Genomic DNA, 14,220 nt, shown 5'->3' on the forward strand with positions numbered 1-14,220 from the left:
GGACGGTGGACCGCACTTCTCCAGAGGTTATGCAGGCCTCCTTCAGCGCGTGCGATGCAGACTGCTGGGCGGAGAAGTCAGCGCGTGCGACGGGGGAAGTGGGCGACTGTGGGAAGTGACAGCGAGAGCGACAAACGGCCCCGGTTCCTCGTCGTCGCGGTGGGCGGGCGTGCGGCGTTCCGCGGGACGGTCGCTGCCGCGCTGTCGGACCTGGCCGGCCGGACCGGTCCGGCGGATCCCGCGGACACCGCCGGACCGTCCGTACGGGAACTCGTGACCGGTGGATCTCCGCCGGCTCACCCGGAACCCGTGCCGGACGCCTACCGCCAGGCACTGGTGCGCGCCCGCAGGTTCCTGGACCGTGCGGTGCCCGACGCCGAGATCCGGCTGGTCGGCGCCGAAGACTTCACCGCCGCCGCACATGAACTGCGACTGCTGACGGCTGACGAGCGGCGCGACGGCGACGACGTGCTGGCTCTCGTCCTGGTCAGCGCCGGGCCCGACGGCGTACCAGCGGCGCCGCGGGACGACGGCGGCCTCGGCGCGGGACTCGCTGAGCTGCGCGAGGCGCTGACCGCGGACGTGCGGCGCGAGTTCAGCCCCTACACGGTCTTCGTCTACGACGAGGCACCCCTGGGTCCCGCACTGCTGGCGCACCCCTACACCCGGCGGCAACTGCCCGCCCTGCCCTGGGTCCTGGCGGCCGACGTCATCTGCGCGTTCACCGACTACGTACAGCTCGGCTACAGCGGATCCGCTCTGCGCGGCGCCGCCCCCAGCGCGCCCGCGCTGCTCTGCGACGAGCTGGCCGGTTTCCTGGACGAGCGGGCCGGCTCCGGCTGGGGCCTGCACTACTACACCGGCTCGGTGGTGTCCGGCCTGATCGCGGACCTGGAGGCGCATGCGGGGCGCGGCGGCAACCCGGTGCTGCGCGGTCCGAGCGAACACGGCCTGGCCTGCGGGGCACTGGCCCGGTGGCAGCTGGACGAGGCGCCCTTCCTGATCGTGGTCACCAGCGGGATGGTCGACGAGTTCCGCGGCACTCTGGCCAATCTCCGGGACGCGCGCGCCCGGGGATTCATCGTCTGCGCCGACTCGCCGCAGGACGCGTGGTTTCCGTTCCAGGGCACCGTGCACGGCGCGGAGGACACCAGAGAGGTACTGCGGGCCAAGGGCATCCCGTTCCTCTATCTCGACGACCCCGAGCGGCTGACGGACCGGCTGGGCGAGGCGTTCACGGCCTACGAGGCCGACCGTGGCCCGGTAGTGCTGCTGGCCACGCCGGAAGTACTGAGCACAAGGCCGGCCCAGGCGCGTACGGCATCCGCGCGGACGGCACCCGCGCGGCACCCCGCCGGGTCCGGCGCCGGGCCGGCCTCCCGGCCCGCCCGGGAAACCGCGCCCCGCGCACGGCTCACCGTCCGCGAGGACTCCATGGCGCCGGTAATGGAGATCGTCAACCACGGTCCGGACAGGCTTCTTTGGCAGTGCGGCAGCCTCGGCACCGCGGAGCGCGAACTCGTCCACGACATCGCGGCCCGGGCCGGGATCGCCCTCGCCGACTCGCTCACTCGTCCAGGCTCGGTCGCCCGCTACCGGGATGGCCGAGTCGTACCGGAGTACCTCGGCACACTCGGCGTCTACGGCTACTCGGACCGTATCCACGACTTCCTGCACCACGCCGGCCGGCTCCGGCCGCGGGACGAGCAGTGCCTGTTCTTCCTCAAGAGCAGGATCACGGAGGCCGCGACGCCCTTCTCCCCCCGGGCACTCGCCGGCTCGCTGCGCATCGTGCAGGTCACGCGGGAGGAGGAGCACCTGGCGCCCTTCGCCGACCACCGGCTGAGGTGTGACGGACCGGAGTTCCTGCGCGAGGTGCACCGGCGGCTCGACGTCGCCGAACCGCTGCGGTCGCGACGGGCGCGCGCCATCAGGGAGAGCCGGGACAGCGCCTCCGACATCGTGCACACCCTGCCCTTGGTCCCGATGAGCCCCAACTACTTCTTCGACCGCCTCGGCACGGTCCTCGAAACCCTGATCACCGACCACGGGTACACCTACACCGGCATCTTCGACGTCGGGCGGGGCGGGCTCTCCGCCATCCGCAACCTGCCGCGCACCGGGCCGGGATTCTCCGGCTGGTACGGACGGGCCCTGATGGGAGACGCCCTCCAGGCGGTGCCCGCGGTGGCGCTGACCCGGGACGGCAACGTCCTCGCCTTCGTGGGGGACGGAGCCGCCGCCCTGGTGCCCGACATCGTGCCCACGCTGGTGCAGGAGGTGAGCGTCAACGGACACCGGATCGCGGGGAATCTGAGCGTCTTCCGGCTCATCGACGGCGGGCACTCGGTGATCCGCACCTACCGGGAGGGCCGCCAGGCAGGCGGGGCGGGCCGCCAGACGCAGGTCCTGCATCTCCTGGACGAGGACTGGGAGCGCACCTTCGGGGAGCTGACCGTCAGCCATCGTCTCCTCACCGACGTCGACCCCGGCGAACTCGTGGACCGGCTGCGCCGGCCGTCCACCGTCGACCTCTACTCCGTGCCGATGGCCCACAACAACGAGGGAGACGGGCTGAGCCTGCTGTCCTCCCTGGGCTGGCAGCGCGACCGGCTCCCCGAGCTGACCTTCGACATGGCCCGCCGGCCCACCGCGCCGGCACGCATTCGTTCCGGACGCTGACGCCCGCCCCGGCGCACGGGGCCGCTCACACTCAAGGAGAGCTCCGGTGAAGTTCGGCTTCCTGGCCCACGCCGTCAGCCCGGCCCACCGCAACCAGGTGCGCGGCCTCGATCTCCTCGGCCGGCTCCTGGACGACCACCGGGGCACCGTACGCGCCCCCGGCCCCCGTCTCCACGTCCCGCTGCCGATGCTCGGCTCCGTCACCTCGCTCACCGGCGGCCGGTGCGACGGCGAGATCCGCGGTCTCGCCCACACCGCGGAACAGATCCTGCGACGGCCCACCGCCGCCCGGGAGTTGGTGGCCGGCGAGGTGACGGCACTGCGGGACGCGGGCGCGGACATCGTCGGCCTCGGCGGTGCCACCTCGATCGTCGGCGACCGCGGACTCTGGACGGCGGCTCAGGTCGACGTACCCGTGACCAGCGGCAACTCCCTCACCACCTATGCCGCTCACCAGTCCCTCCTCGCCTGCGCACAGCTCCTCGCCCTGCCGGCCGAGGACACCCCGGTCGTGGTCGTCGGCTACCCCGGCTCGATCGCGCTCGCCGTGGCCCGGCTGCTGCTCGCCGACGGGTTCCGGCTGGAACTGGTCACCCGCCGCAGCCGCCGTTCCCCTTCCGCCCTGCTCAGCTATCTCGAGCCGGCCGACCACGCACGGGTGACCCTGCGCGAGGACGTCTCGGAGTGCTACGCGGCCCCCCGTCTCTACGTGGCCGCGTCCTCGTCCGGTGGCGTCATCGACACCGGCCGGCTGCATCCCGGCTCGGTGGTCGTGGACGTCGCCCTGCCGCGGGATGCGCCGTCGGCGCCGCCGAGCCGGGACGTACTGGTCGTCGACGGCGGGCTCGTCAGCGCGGTCGAGGGTGTCGTGGTCGGCGACGGCAGCATGCCGGGACCCACCCAGCAGCTCAACGGCTGCCTCGCGGAGACCATCGTGCTGGCCCTGGAGGGCCGCGCCGAGTGCTGGTCCCTCGGCCGCCGGATCGATGTGGAGGGGGTACGGCGGATCGGCGCGCTCGCAGCGCGGCACGGCTTCCTGCCGAAGCCGCTCGCCACCTTCGGGCGCGCCCTGGCGGACGACGACATCGCCCGGCTGGGCGTCCACCACAGCCCGCGGTCCCGTACCGTCCCGACGCGGGACATCACCGCGAAGACCAGGCGGCGCTTCCGTGACCACGTCAACCCGCCGATGGCGAGGCTGTTCGCCGCCCACGGCATGGACCGGGTCTTCACCCGGGCCGAGGGGTGCGTGCTCACCACCGCCGACGGGGCCGAGTACCTGGACTTCGTCGCCGGCTACGGCGCTCTCGGCCTGGGCCACAACCATCCGGATGTGGTCGCCCGGCTGCGCGGCTTCCTGGACCTGGGCGCGCCCACCTTCGCCCAGTACATCTCCATGCCGGTGCAGACGGCCGAGCTGGCGGAGCGGCTCAGCGCGGTGTCACCGGGCGGGCTGGAACGTGTCTTCTTCAGCAACTCCGGCACGGAGGCGGTCGAAGCGGCGTTGAAGCTCGCCCGCGCGGCCACCGGCCGCACCCGGCTGGTCCATGCCGACAACAGCTACCACGGCAAGACGCTGGGAGCCCTGTCCGTCACCGGGCGGGACACGCACCGCACCCCGTTCGCCCCCCTGGTGGGTGATGTCGTGGGTGTCCCGTACGGGGACGCCGACGCTCTCGCGGCTGTCATCGACGGTGCCGCGGCCTTCATCGTCGAACCGGTGCAGGGCGAGGGCGGCGTCGTGCTGCCGCCACCGGGCTACCTGCTGGAGGCGCAACGTCTGTGCGCCCGGGCCGGAGCCGTCTTCGTCCTCGACGAGATCCAGACAGGCCTGGGCCGGACCGGCGCCATGTTCGCCGCTGAGCACGACGGCCTGCGGCCCGACGTCGTCTGCCTGGCGAAGTCGCTCTCCGGCGGCCTCGTCCCGATCGCCGCCACCCTGGTCCGGGCCGGTCTCTGGGACGCCGCCTACGGCAGCAGTGACCGTGCCATGCTCCACTCCTCCACCTTCGGCGGCGGCAATCTCGCGGCCACCGCGGCCCTCGCCACGCTGGACGTCCTGGAGGCGGAGAAGCTGCCCGAGCGGGCCCGCGACACCGGGGCGTACCTGCGCACCTCCCTGCGCGCGGTCTGCGAACCGTACCGATTCGTCCGCGAGGTGCGCGGCATCGGTCTGATGAACGCCATCGAGTTCGACGGCGACTTCTCCGGCGCCGCGGGTGCTCTGGCCGACGAACTGCTCACCCGGCTGCCCGGCGACCTCCGCACCCTCGTCGACTGGCTGCCCGAAGACGTACGCACGGCGATGAGCCGGGCGGGCGAGGTTCTGGAGTCCTCGCTGGGCGACCTGATGTGCCTGCGCTTCGCCGGACAGCTCGCCCGCGACCACCGGATCCTCACGTTCGTCACGGCGAACCGCAACAGGGTGCTGCGCATCCAGCCTCCGCTCTCGCTGACCACCGCACAGGCCGACCGGTTCGTCACGGCGGTCGGCGCGGTCTGCCACGACCTCGCCCTGCACGCGGACGTCATCGGCGTCCGGGCAGCGGGGGCCCCGACCCTCGACGAAGGATGACCACTGTGACCACAGGAATCACTTCCACCGGCGCGATCCTGGAACGGGTGACGGCCATGCTGGAGGAAAGGCTCGGCCTTCTCCCCGAAGAGATCACCCTGGAGGCCAGGTTCAAGCAGGACCTCGGCCTCGACTCCCTCGACATGGTGGAACTGCTCACGATCGTGGAAGCCGAGACCGGTGAACCCGTCGAGGACGGGACGGCCCTCGCGATGACCACGATCGGGGATGTCGTCGACTACCTCTCCGAACACGGGACCGGAGCAGGGGAGTGACCGGGCGGCGGGTGGTCGTCACCGGCCTCGGGCCGGTCACGCCGATCGGCGTCGGCCGGCACGAGTTCTGGCAGGCACAGCTCAAAGGGGTCAGCGGCATCCGTCCCATCACCCGGTTCGACGCGACCGGACTCCCGGTACGCATCGCCGGAGAGGTGGACCTCCCCGGAGCTCTCGCCCCCAGCCGGCGCGAGGAGCTGTCCACCGACCGGTGCACCCACCTCGCGCTCGCGGCGGCCCGGCTCGCCCTGGAGGACGCCTCGCTGGACCTCTCGGCCGAGGACCGGGACCGCGTGGGCGTGGTGCTGGGCACGGGCGCGGGCGGAGCGAGCAGCTGGGAGACGAACGCCCGCCTGCTGGAGACGGCGGGACCGAACCGGATCGGGGCGCGGTCCGTCGTCATGTCGATGGCCAACAGCGCCGCCTCCCACACCGCTCTCGCGCACGGCATCACCGGCCCCAGCACGTCCGTGGTGACGGCCTGCGCATCCGGCGGCGAGGCCCTGATCGGCGCCCACCAGATGATCGTCTCCGGCGAGGCCGACGTGGTCCTGGCCGGTGGCGCCGAGGCTCCGGTCACCCCCCTTCTGGTCGGCGGTTTCGCCAGGACGAAGGCGCTGTCCACGCTCAACGAGAGGCCCGAGCACGCCAGTCGTCCGTTCAGCGCCGACCGGGCCGGCTTCGTGCTCGCGGAGGGAGCGGCCGTGCTGGTCCTCGAATCGGAGGAGCACGCGCGTGCCCGGGGCGCCGATGTGCTGGCCACGCTGAGCGGCTACGGGCGTTCGTCCGATGCCCACCACGTGACCAGCCCCCACCCGGAGGGGGCGGGGGCCGCGCGCGCGATGCGCGGGGCCCTGCGTTCGGCCGGCTGGGCGGCCTCGCGCGTCTCGTACGTCAACGCGCACGGCACGGGGACGCGGTACAACGACGCCTCGGAGGCGAGGGCGCTGCGGGCCGTCCTGGGGGAGGCCGCCGGACGGGTACCGGTCTCCTCGACCAAGTCGATGACCGGCCACAGCCTGGGAGCGGCCGGCGCCGTGGAGGCGGTGGTGTGTGTGGAGGCACTTCTGCACGGGCTCGTGCCACCGACCGTCAACCTGGACGTGGTGGACCCCGAACTCGGCCTGGACGTGGTGGGAGCGGAACCGAGACCGGCTCCGCTCACCACCGCCCTCTCCAACTCGTTCGCCTTCGGAGGCCACAACGTCGTCCTCGCCCTCGAAGCCGGAGCGGCCTGACGTCCCACGCGCCTCCCGGTCCGCGGTTCCCCTACATCCGGGCAATCTGGGAGAAGACGTGCGTCGGTCCCTCTGTAAAACTCACCGCATCGGGGGTGGAAGCGAAGCCCTCGCCGGTCATGGCCAGGAATGGTTCATCTCTTCGTGAGCGGCTTGCTCCCCGAGCGCCTGCGGCGTGTGCCACCGGCCCACGGTTGAGGCGGTGATTCCTGGAGTGGACCGGACTACCGCACTCTCCGGAAGGACACGACATGCACGATACGCACGTCACAGCACGTCCGGTCTGGGACCAGCTGAAGGTCTGGGACCAGCTCAAGGTCTGGGACGAGCTGAAGGTCTGGGACGAGCTGGACCAGTTGAAGGTCTGGGACCAGCTCAAGGTCTGGGATCAGCTGAAGGTCTGGGACGAGCTGGACGAGCTCAAGGTCTGGGACGAGCTGAAGGTCTGGGACGAGCTGGACCAGCTGAAGGTCTGGGACCGGGCCGCTGTCTGAAGCCCCGTGGCTGAGGTCTGATCGCACTCCGTGCGACTGACCACCTCGGGCTCGGCGCAAGGCCCGGCACACCCGGGCCTTGCGTCGGAGACGCAGGCGGCCCATGGACAACCGAAGGAATGACCGCCGTGACGCAGACGGACGATCCGCCGGCAGGCGCTGCCGCCGTGCCGCCCTTCCCCGGCACCTTCACGGTGCGGACCGGAGTGGCGGACGACTGGAACGACTACCTCGGGGTCGGCGCCCCAGCGACGCTGAGCCGGCGCTGGATCACCCTCGCCGAGGGACGCATCCCCGGGGGCGCGCACACGCTGGAGCTCTCCGGCGACGGGGGACCGTCGGTGGCGCTCGTCGGCGCTCCCGTCGACCGGCCGACCGGCCATGTGCGGTTCGATCCCCACCGAGTGCTCTCCGGCGGGTCCGCCGACGAGGGCGTGGCCGAGCACGGACCACACCCTTGGCGGGGGCTCTCACCCGAAGAGGTCTTTCCGTGCTGCCTGTTGATGTTCCCGAACTACGAGACCGCCCCGGTCGGGCCGGGCGCGCACGATCCCGTCGCGGTGCGCGCGTACGTCGACGGTCTCGTCGGCTGGTGCCGGGAACAGGGCATGCGCAGCATCGCGGGGCTGTTCCTGCGGCCCGACTTTCCAGAGTTCCTGGATGCCCTGCGCACCCGCGGTTTCGACGTGGTGCCCATGGTCGACCGCTGCGACCTGGACGTCACCTGGTCGGACTTCGACGGATACGTGGCCGGACTGTCGCGCAACCGCCGCTTCGCCGTGCGCCGTGAACTGCGGGACATCGGGCTCCGCGGAGTGGTGATCAGCGAGCGCACCGTCGGGGACCGGGAGCCGGAACTGGTCCGGCTGCGCGCGCAGATCGTGACCAAGTACGGCGGGACCCCGGACGCCGAGCGTGAGGCCGGCTCGCTGCGGCACCTCCGCGAGCACTTCGGCCCTCAGAACGTCATGGTGGTGGAGGCGCGGCAGGACGACGCCCTCCTCTCCTTCAGCATCCTGATCCGCGACGGATCGCAGTGGACGGTGCTGATGAGCGGTACCGACTACGACCACCCGGACGCCTCGTTCACGTACTTCGCCACGATGTTCTACCGGCCTGCCGAGCTGGCGCCCCGGATGGGCATCACGTCGATGGCCTACGGCCTCGGCACGCTCCAGGCGAAGAAGCTCCGTGGATGCACGGTCAACACGCTGTCCGCGGCCGCACTGTTGCTCGACTGAAGAGGAGACGTCCGTGCCGCCACAACCGGTACCACCACACGACGGCAAGGTCCTGCTCGTCGCCGACCAGGGGCTCAAGCCGGGTGACCGGATGACCCCGTCGCAGGTCGACCGGAAGGTCGAGGACTTCTACGCCGCGATCGGCGGCGAGCCGTTCTTCCGGGCTCTGACCGCCCGGTTCTACGAGCTCGTCGCCGAGGACGAGGTACTGGCACCGCTGTTCCAGGTGACCGACTGGGCGATGCACGCCGAGCGCCTCGCCGGGCACTTCATCCGGATGTACGGCGACAACGACCTGACCGCGGCCTGGGAGCCGCGACTGCACCAGGCGCACGGCCACTTCCTCATCGCGCGGGAGCACCGGCTGCGCTGGCTGGAGCTGATGGCCAGGGCTGGCGCCGAACTGGACGCTCCGGAGCCCGAGTTCGGTGAGTTCAAGACCATCATGAAGGTGGCCAGCGGCGAGATGATGGCGGCGTCGCGGGGCGCGGCGATCGAGCGCGGCGAACGTTTCCACTGGGACGGGTCGCCTCGATGACCGGTCGGCCGCTGCGTCATGTAGCGGTCGTCGGGGCGGGGGCAGCGGGGGCGTTCTTCACCCTGGAACTCTCGCGCCTGCGACCGGACGTCACCATCGATCTCTACGACCAGGACAGCCGGGGACCGGGCGCCGGAATCGTCATGTCCACCGACTTCATGGATCACGTCCAGCGTGTCTTCCCGGACGCCTTCGCGCTGCCGGCGACGGCCAGGGGCACCTGGAACCGCACGCTGACACTGTGCGGCGACGAGCGCATCTGGTCGGGTGCCTACGGCATGGTGGGGCTGCGTCGCCGGACCTTCCACAGCCATGTGCGCGGACTGGCGGCCGACTTGCCGCGGGTGCGGCTGATCCGCCGGCCGGTCACCTCGATACCGCAGGGTCAGGACGCGCCCGACGTGATCGTTCTCGCCGACGGGGCGGGCAGCCGGCTGCGCCGCTCCCGGCCTGAGGCGTTCGGCACGACCGTCACCGCCGGGCGGACCAGGTTCCTGTGGGCCGCCGCTCCGGTCGTGCTCGAGCCGTCGTTCGTGCTCAAGGACATCCGCCCGGGGCTGCTGATCGTGCACTCCTATCCGCACGCCGCCGACGAGAGCACGTTCATCGTCGAGGCGGACCCCGCCACCCTCATCCGGCACGGGCTGGGCGACCGGCCGCTCCCCGAGATCGAGAAGGAGCTCGCCGCGATCTTCGCCGACGAACTGCGCGGTGCGCCGCTGTATGCCCAGACCGCGGGCTGGCAGTCGTTCCGCACGATCGTCAACGAGCGCTGGCACGAGGGGTGTTCCGTGCTCATCGGCGACGCGGCGCACACCGTGCATTTCTCGACCGGGTCGGGAACTTCGCTCGCGATCGACGACGCGTTCTGCCTCGCCGGTGCGCTCGCCGGCGGGACCACGGTTCCCGAGGCGCTCGAGATGTACGGGCGAGCGCGGCAACCGGTGATCGCAGCGGCGCAGGCGGAGGCCGGGGAGAGTGTGGAGTGGTTCGAGACGCTCTGCCGCCGCGGCCGGACGAACGGGCACCGCACGGTGTTCGCTCTGCGCAGCCGGAGACCGCTGAACACCTTCGACCGACTGCGCGACCGCGACCCGGAGTTCGTGGCACAGACCGTGTCCCGGCTCGCGGGCCGTACGACCGATGCCGAGCCCCGTGACGTGCCGCTCACGATCGGGGGCCTCACGCTGGAGGACCGTGTCGCGGAGACGGACGGCTCCGTTGAGAAGCCTGCCGGACTGGTCCTGCGCACGACGGACGGTGCCGTTCGGTGCCCGGTCACGGACGGCACCGCGGATCCGGGCGCGTTGCGGACCGCGGGTGCCCGCGCGGTGGGGCTGCTGGTCCTGGCGTTGCCCGCCGCGGACGAGTCGACGGCCGGGGCTGCGGACACCGTTGCGGCCGATGCCGCGGCCCGGGGCTTCGACTTCCTCGCCGTACCCTCCCAGCCGGGCACGGGCCGCATCGCCCGCACCAGGCGCGCCGAGGAGCTGGCATCCGCCGGAGCCCTTCCCGTGGTGCTGCTCCCGGCGGAGGACCTTTCGGCAGACGAGATCAACACGCTGATCGCCTCCGGGCGCGCCGACATGGTCGCTCGCGTGCCCGCCGATCCGATGGGCCGGCGGTGGAGGGGGTGAGCTTCTCAGAAGTAATCGCTCATCAATTCGCGGGACCACTGCGGCTCACGGATCTCCCCGCGCGGTGCGAAATCCGGGAGATACGGCTTGACGTCGAGCACCGGGCTGCCGTCAAGGGCGTCGAGACCGCGGACCGAGAGCGTGAGCCCCTCGACCGCCACCAATTCGCAGACGGTGATGCCGATGTGATTGGGCCGGTTCGGAGCGCGCTGGGCGAGTACGCCCACTCGGGGCCACGACGGGTTTCCGCGGGGATGCTGCGTACCCCGGCATACGCGATCGGCCCGATGAAAGGTGAACACGACCTCGATATGAGAGTAATCCCGCAGTCCGAGCGTCGCATCGGCTTCCAATTCCTCCGGGTCGATTTCGATCCGGCATTCGACGCTTCCCCAGTTGTCCTGAACAGACTCCTGGCGCGATCCGCGGACGGTACCGATCGGGACGAACGAATGCTGCATGGAAGTCCCTTTCGACGCACCCGGCATGGGATTTTCGATTATTCCCGCGTCCTGACAGGACGTCAATCCACTCCTGGGGCGGGAGCCTCCACATGACCGATTCCGAGCAACGGATTCAGCAGGGCCGTACATCGTTCTGGTCCAAACTGCTGCCGGACCCTGGACCGGGGCGGCTCCTTGTTCTGTGCACCGCTGTGGCGAGTCTCGGCAACGGCTTGTACATGACGGGCGGCGCCGTCTACTTCGTCCGGGTGGTGGGACTGTCCCCGGGGCAGGTGGGCATCGGCCTGTCGGTGGCCGGCGTGATGGCCCTCGTGCTGGGCGTCCCGGTCGGCTTCATCGCCGACCGTTTCGGGCCGCGCGGCACGACCGCCGTGCTCGCGCTGTGCAAGGCGGCGATGCTGATCTCAGCGGTGTTCGTCGACTCGTTCGCCACGTACGTGCTCATGGCGGCGTTGCTGGGCGCCGCCGAGCAGACCGGCCATGTGGCGCGCGGCGCACTGGTGTCGGGGGTCATGGGCAGGGAGGGGCGGGTGAAACTGTCGGCCTACATGCGGTCCGTGTTCAACGGGGGTTTCGCACTGGCCTCGTTGGCGGCCGGCTTCGTGATCGCCGTCGACTCGCCTGACGTCTACCTGGCTCTGTTCTGGGGCAACGCGGCGGCGATGGTGATCGTGTCCGGCCTGTACACGCGGTTGCCCCACGTGCCCCGGCAGCCCAAGCGGCCGCGCCTGAAGGGCGGGCCCTCGGCGGTGCGGGACGTGCCGTACATCCTGGTCGCCCAGGTGTCGGGGCTGGCCAGGATCGGTCCGACGGTGCTGGCGCTCGGCATACCGCTGTGGCTGGTGACCCATACCGACGCGCCGCGGGCGATGGCGGCGTGGCTGATGCTCATCAACACGCTGATGGTCGTGTTCCTGCAGGTGTATGTCGCCCGTGACGCCGACACGGTGCCCGGCGCGAGCCGCCTGCAGCGATGGACGTTCCTGGTTCTCGCCGTCGCGTGCGCGGTCGCCGGTCTCTCCGGCGGCATCCCGGGGTGGGCCGCTGCCGCGGTGCTCGCCGTCGCCACCGTGCTCTTCACGCTCGGCGAGATCTGGGGGGAGGCGGCCCGCTGGGGCCTGCGGTACGAGTTGGCGCCCGAGAACGCCCAGGGCCAGTACGGCGGGGTCTTCGCCACCGGCGACGCCCTGGCGGTGATCGCGGGCCCCGTCCTGGTGACGACCGTGCCGGACAGTCTCGGACTGGCCGGCTGGCTGCTGCTCACCGCCCTCTTCATGGTCTCGCTGGCGCTCAGCGGTCCGGTCGTGCGCTGGGCCGTGCGCACCCGCGTCTCCGATTCCGGAGAGAGCAATCTGCAAGGCGCCGCGCGCGCCGCCACGCCGCAACAATGAACCCCGACCCGGCCGTTCGGATCCGGCTCGCCCAGAGGAGACAGCATGTCCAGTAATCTCCCCGCGTTCAAGGAACTGATCTCCCAGGCACAGCACTCGGCGATCCATCTTGAGATGCGCGACATGTACACCCCGCAAGGTGCGGTTTTCGTGGACTGGCAGGCCGGCAAGCCGATCGAGTACGACCGGCACCTCGACTGGGTCGAGCTCGTGCAGGAGACCGTGAACCGCGGTGTCGACTGGCGGCGGCTGCGGATCGTCTCGGAGCCGGTCACGGACTTCATCCGCTACGAGTGGGAGACGACGACCATCGTCAACGTCCCCGCCGGCGAGAAGGTGCGCTGGCTGCCCCGCCGTCAGGTGTCCGACCTGCTGTTTCCGGGCAACGACTTCTGGGTGTTCGATGGCCGGCTGGTCCGCTTCACGCACTTCGCGGGCGACGGCTCGTGGGGCCCGCACGAGCTGACCGAGGACTCGGCCGTGGCGAAGATGTGCACCGACGCGTTCAACGCCGCCTGGGAGCGCGGCATCGACCACGCGGACTACGAGCCCGCAGGGGCCGCCCCTGCCGATGAGAACGGCTGAACCGCCGGTGGCTGAACCGTACGCCCCGATGCCCGAGGACTGGCAGCGCGCGCTGGCAGTCGTGGCCCACCCCGACGACCTGGAGTACGGCCCGGCGTGTGCCGTGGCGGCCTGGACCGCCGCGGGCCGCGAGGTGGTCTACGTGATGGTGACCCGCGGTCAGGCCGGCATGGACACCATGGAGCCCCGGGACGCGGCACGCATCCGGGAGCAGGAGGAGCTGCAGGCCGCCGGCCTCGTCGGCGTGAAGGAGGTCGAGTTCCTCGACCACCAGGACGGCTCTATCGAGTACGGACTGTCGTTGCGCCGCGACATCGCCGCCGCCATCCGCCGCCACCGTCCGGAGATCCTGGTCACGCTCAACTTCCACGAGCGGTGGCGGAGCGGCGACTGGAATTCGCCGGACCACCGCCATGTGGGCCGCGCCCTGCTGGACGCGGCGGGCGACGCCGGCAACCGATGGGTGTTCCCCGAGCTCGCCGAAGCGGGGCTGGAGCCCTGGAAAGGCGTGCGGTACGCCGCTGTCGGCGGGTCACCGCTCGCCGGTCACGCCGTCGACGTGACGGGATTCCTGGACCAGGGTGTGGCCGCACTGGAGGCCCACCGGTCGTACCTGGACTATCTGGGCCCGGACCATCCCATGGCCGACGCCCGCGCGTTCCTGGAAAAGAAGGTACGGACGTTCGGCGAGCGATTCGGTGGCACCCCGGCGATAGCGTTCGAGCTGATCGGAGTCTGACTCCGCCCGCTGTCCGTGCCGTCGACGCGGAACGAGCCCCGCATACCCGGGCCCACCGTGACCGGTGGACAGGTCCGTCGTTCACTCACGTGTGCAACTCTCTTTACAGAGGCGTCCAGTTGCACCTGAGTCCGGAACCGCGGAGCGTCCATGAAACTGATCGCCAACACCCAGCAAGCAGAGGCGTGGAACGGTGACGAGGGAGCGCACTGGGTCAACAACCCCGACCGCTATGACGCGTTGAGCGGCGGATTCAACGAGGCACTGCTCGAAGCAGCCGCGATCGGCAAGCACGACCACGTGCTCGACATCGGATGCGGCACCGGCCAGATCACCCGCCTCGCCGCCCGCCAGGCCGCTT

The 14,220-nt window shown here is 71.1% G+C and carries 13 protein-coding genes; 12 read left to right on the plus strand and 1 reads right to left on the minus strand.

All coding sequences use genetic code 11. The features are described from left to right. The first annotated feature begins 108 nt into the window (after positions 1 to 108). The 8 genes from ACRDP3_RS07105 (at position 109) to ACRDP3_RS07140 (ending at position 10,680) form a co-directional block, all read left to right on the plus strand. Entirely contained in the window at positions 109 to 2,682 is a 2,574-nt protein-coding gene (locus ACRDP3_RS07105) for a hypothetical protein (RefSeq protein WP_431515977.1), read from the plus strand. Positions 2,683 to 2,728: 46 nt separating this feature from the next. Further along, positions 2,729 to 5,257: an aminotransferase class III-fold pyridoxal phosphate-dependent enzyme gene (locus ACRDP3_RS07110; RefSeq protein WP_431515978.1), complete on the plus strand. Its 2,529-nt coding sequence runs from the start codon at positions 2,729 to 2,731 to the stop codon at positions 5,255 to 5,257. 5 nt (positions 5,258 to 5,262) lie between these two features. Then, positions 5,263 to 5,532, plus strand: coding sequence for an acyl carrier protein (locus ACRDP3_RS07115; RefSeq protein WP_431515979.1), 270 nt, complete (start codon positions 5,263 to 5,265; stop codon positions 5,530 to 5,532). Next, on the plus strand, positions 5,529 to 6,770 hold the full coding sequence (gene fabF, locus ACRDP3_RS07120) for a beta-ketoacyl-ACP synthase II (RefSeq protein WP_431515980.1): 1,242 nt from the start codon (positions 5,529 to 5,531) through the stop codon (positions 6,768 to 6,770). Before ACRDP3_RS07115 ends, fabF begins: the two co-directional genes overlap by 4 nt. 251 nt (positions 6,771 to 7,021) lie before the next feature. Further along, the gene (locus ACRDP3_RS07125; RefSeq protein ID WP_431515981.1) at positions 7,022 to 7,264 is read left to right on the plus strand and encodes a hypothetical protein; all 243 of its coding nucleotides are present in this window, start codon (positions 7,022 to 7,024) and stop codon (positions 7,262 to 7,264) included. Between the two features lie 128 nt (positions 7,265 to 7,392). Beyond that, the gene (locus ACRDP3_RS07130) at positions 7,393 to 8,505 is read left to right on the plus strand and encodes a hypothetical protein (protein WP_431515982.1); all 1,113 of its coding nucleotides are present in this window, start codon (positions 7,393 to 7,395) and stop codon (positions 8,503 to 8,505) included. 13 nt (positions 8,506 to 8,518) lie between these two features. Next, the gene (locus ACRDP3_RS07135) at positions 8,519 to 9,043 is read left to right on the plus strand and encodes a truncated hemoglobin (RefSeq protein ID WP_431515983.1); all 525 of its coding nucleotides are present in this window, start codon (positions 8,519 to 8,521) and stop codon (positions 9,041 to 9,043) included. After that, the gene (locus ACRDP3_RS07140) at positions 9,040 to 10,680 is read left to right on the plus strand and encodes an FAD-dependent monooxygenase (protein ID WP_431515984.1); all 1,641 of its coding nucleotides are present in this window, start codon (positions 9,040 to 9,042) and stop codon (positions 10,678 to 10,680) included. The genes ACRDP3_RS07135 and ACRDP3_RS07140 overlap by 4 nt, the downstream gene beginning before the upstream one ends. A 5-nt stretch (positions 10,681 to 10,685) precedes the next feature. Here ACRDP3_RS07140 and ACRDP3_RS07145 read toward each other — a convergent pair whose 3' ends face one another. Beyond that, the gene (locus ACRDP3_RS07145) at positions 10,686 to 11,141 is read right to left on the minus strand and encodes an SAM-dependent methyltransferase (protein WP_431515985.1); all 456 of its coding nucleotides are present in this window, start codon (positions 11,139 to 11,141) and stop codon (positions 10,686 to 10,688) included. Between the two features lie 92 nt (positions 11,142 to 11,233). On the opposite strand from ACRDP3_RS07145, the gene ACRDP3_RS07150 reads away from it, so the two are divergent. The 4 genes from ACRDP3_RS07150 to ACRDP3_RS07165 all read left to right on the plus strand — a co-directional run. After that, positions 11,234 to 12,535 carry an MFS transporter gene (locus tag ACRDP3_RS07150; protein ID WP_431515986.1) on the plus strand — a complete coding sequence of 434 codons (1,302 nt, stop codon included), beginning with the start codon at positions 11,234 to 11,236 and terminating at the stop codon, positions 12,533 to 12,535. Positions 12,536 to 12,580: 45 nt separating this feature from the next. Continuing rightward, positions 12,581 to 13,120 carry a DUF6879 family protein gene (locus tag ACRDP3_RS07155; RefSeq protein WP_431515987.1) on the plus strand — a complete coding sequence of 180 codons (540 nt, stop codon included), beginning with the start codon at positions 12,581 to 12,583 and terminating at the stop codon, positions 13,118 to 13,120. Continuing rightward, on the plus strand, positions 13,107 to 13,859 hold the full coding sequence (locus tag ACRDP3_RS07160) for a PIG-L deacetylase family protein (protein ID WP_431515988.1): 753 nt from the start codon (positions 13,107 to 13,109) through the stop codon (positions 13,857 to 13,859). Before ACRDP3_RS07155 ends, ACRDP3_RS07160 begins: the two co-directional genes overlap by 14 nt. Before the next feature lie 150 nt (positions 13,860 to 14,009). Continuing rightward, a partial coding sequence (locus ACRDP3_RS07165; protein WP_431515989.1) for a class I SAM-dependent methyltransferase occupies positions 14,010 to 14,220 on the plus strand: 211 nt, incomplete at its 3' end.

It is taken from the genome of Streptomyces sp., from assembly GCF_050698815.1.
In the GTDB taxonomy this organism is placed as follows: domain Bacteria; phylum Actinomycetota; class Actinomycetes; order Streptomycetales; family Streptomycetaceae; genus Streptomyces.

What these genes read in the sequence shown, in the direction of transcription:
- ACRDP3_RS07145 (WP_431515985.1), bottom strand. Translation starts at nt 11,141, where the DNA reads ATGCAGCATTCGTTCGTCCCGATCGGTACCGTCCGCGGATCGCGCCAG.
- ACRDP3_RS07160 (WP_431515988.1), top strand. Translation starts at nt 13,107, where the DNA reads ATGAGAACGGCTGAACCGCCGGTGGCTGAACCGTACGCCCCGATGCCC.
- ACRDP3_RS07140 (WP_431515984.1), top strand. Translation starts at nt 9,040, where the DNA reads ATGACCGGTCGGCCGCTGCGTCATGTAGCGGTCGTCGGGGCGGGGGCA.
- ACRDP3_RS07150 (WP_431515986.1), top strand. Translation starts at nt 11,234, where the DNA reads ATGACCGATTCCGAGCAACGGATTCAGCAGGGCCGTACATCGTTCTGG.
- ACRDP3_RS07155 (WP_431515987.1), top strand. Translation starts at nt 12,581, where the DNA reads ATGTCCAGTAATCTCCCCGCGTTCAAGGAACTGATCTCCCAGGCACAG.
- ACRDP3_RS07125 (WP_431515981.1), top strand. Translation starts at nt 7,022, where the DNA reads ATGCACGATACGCACGTCACAGCACGTCCGGTCTGGGACCAGCTGAAG.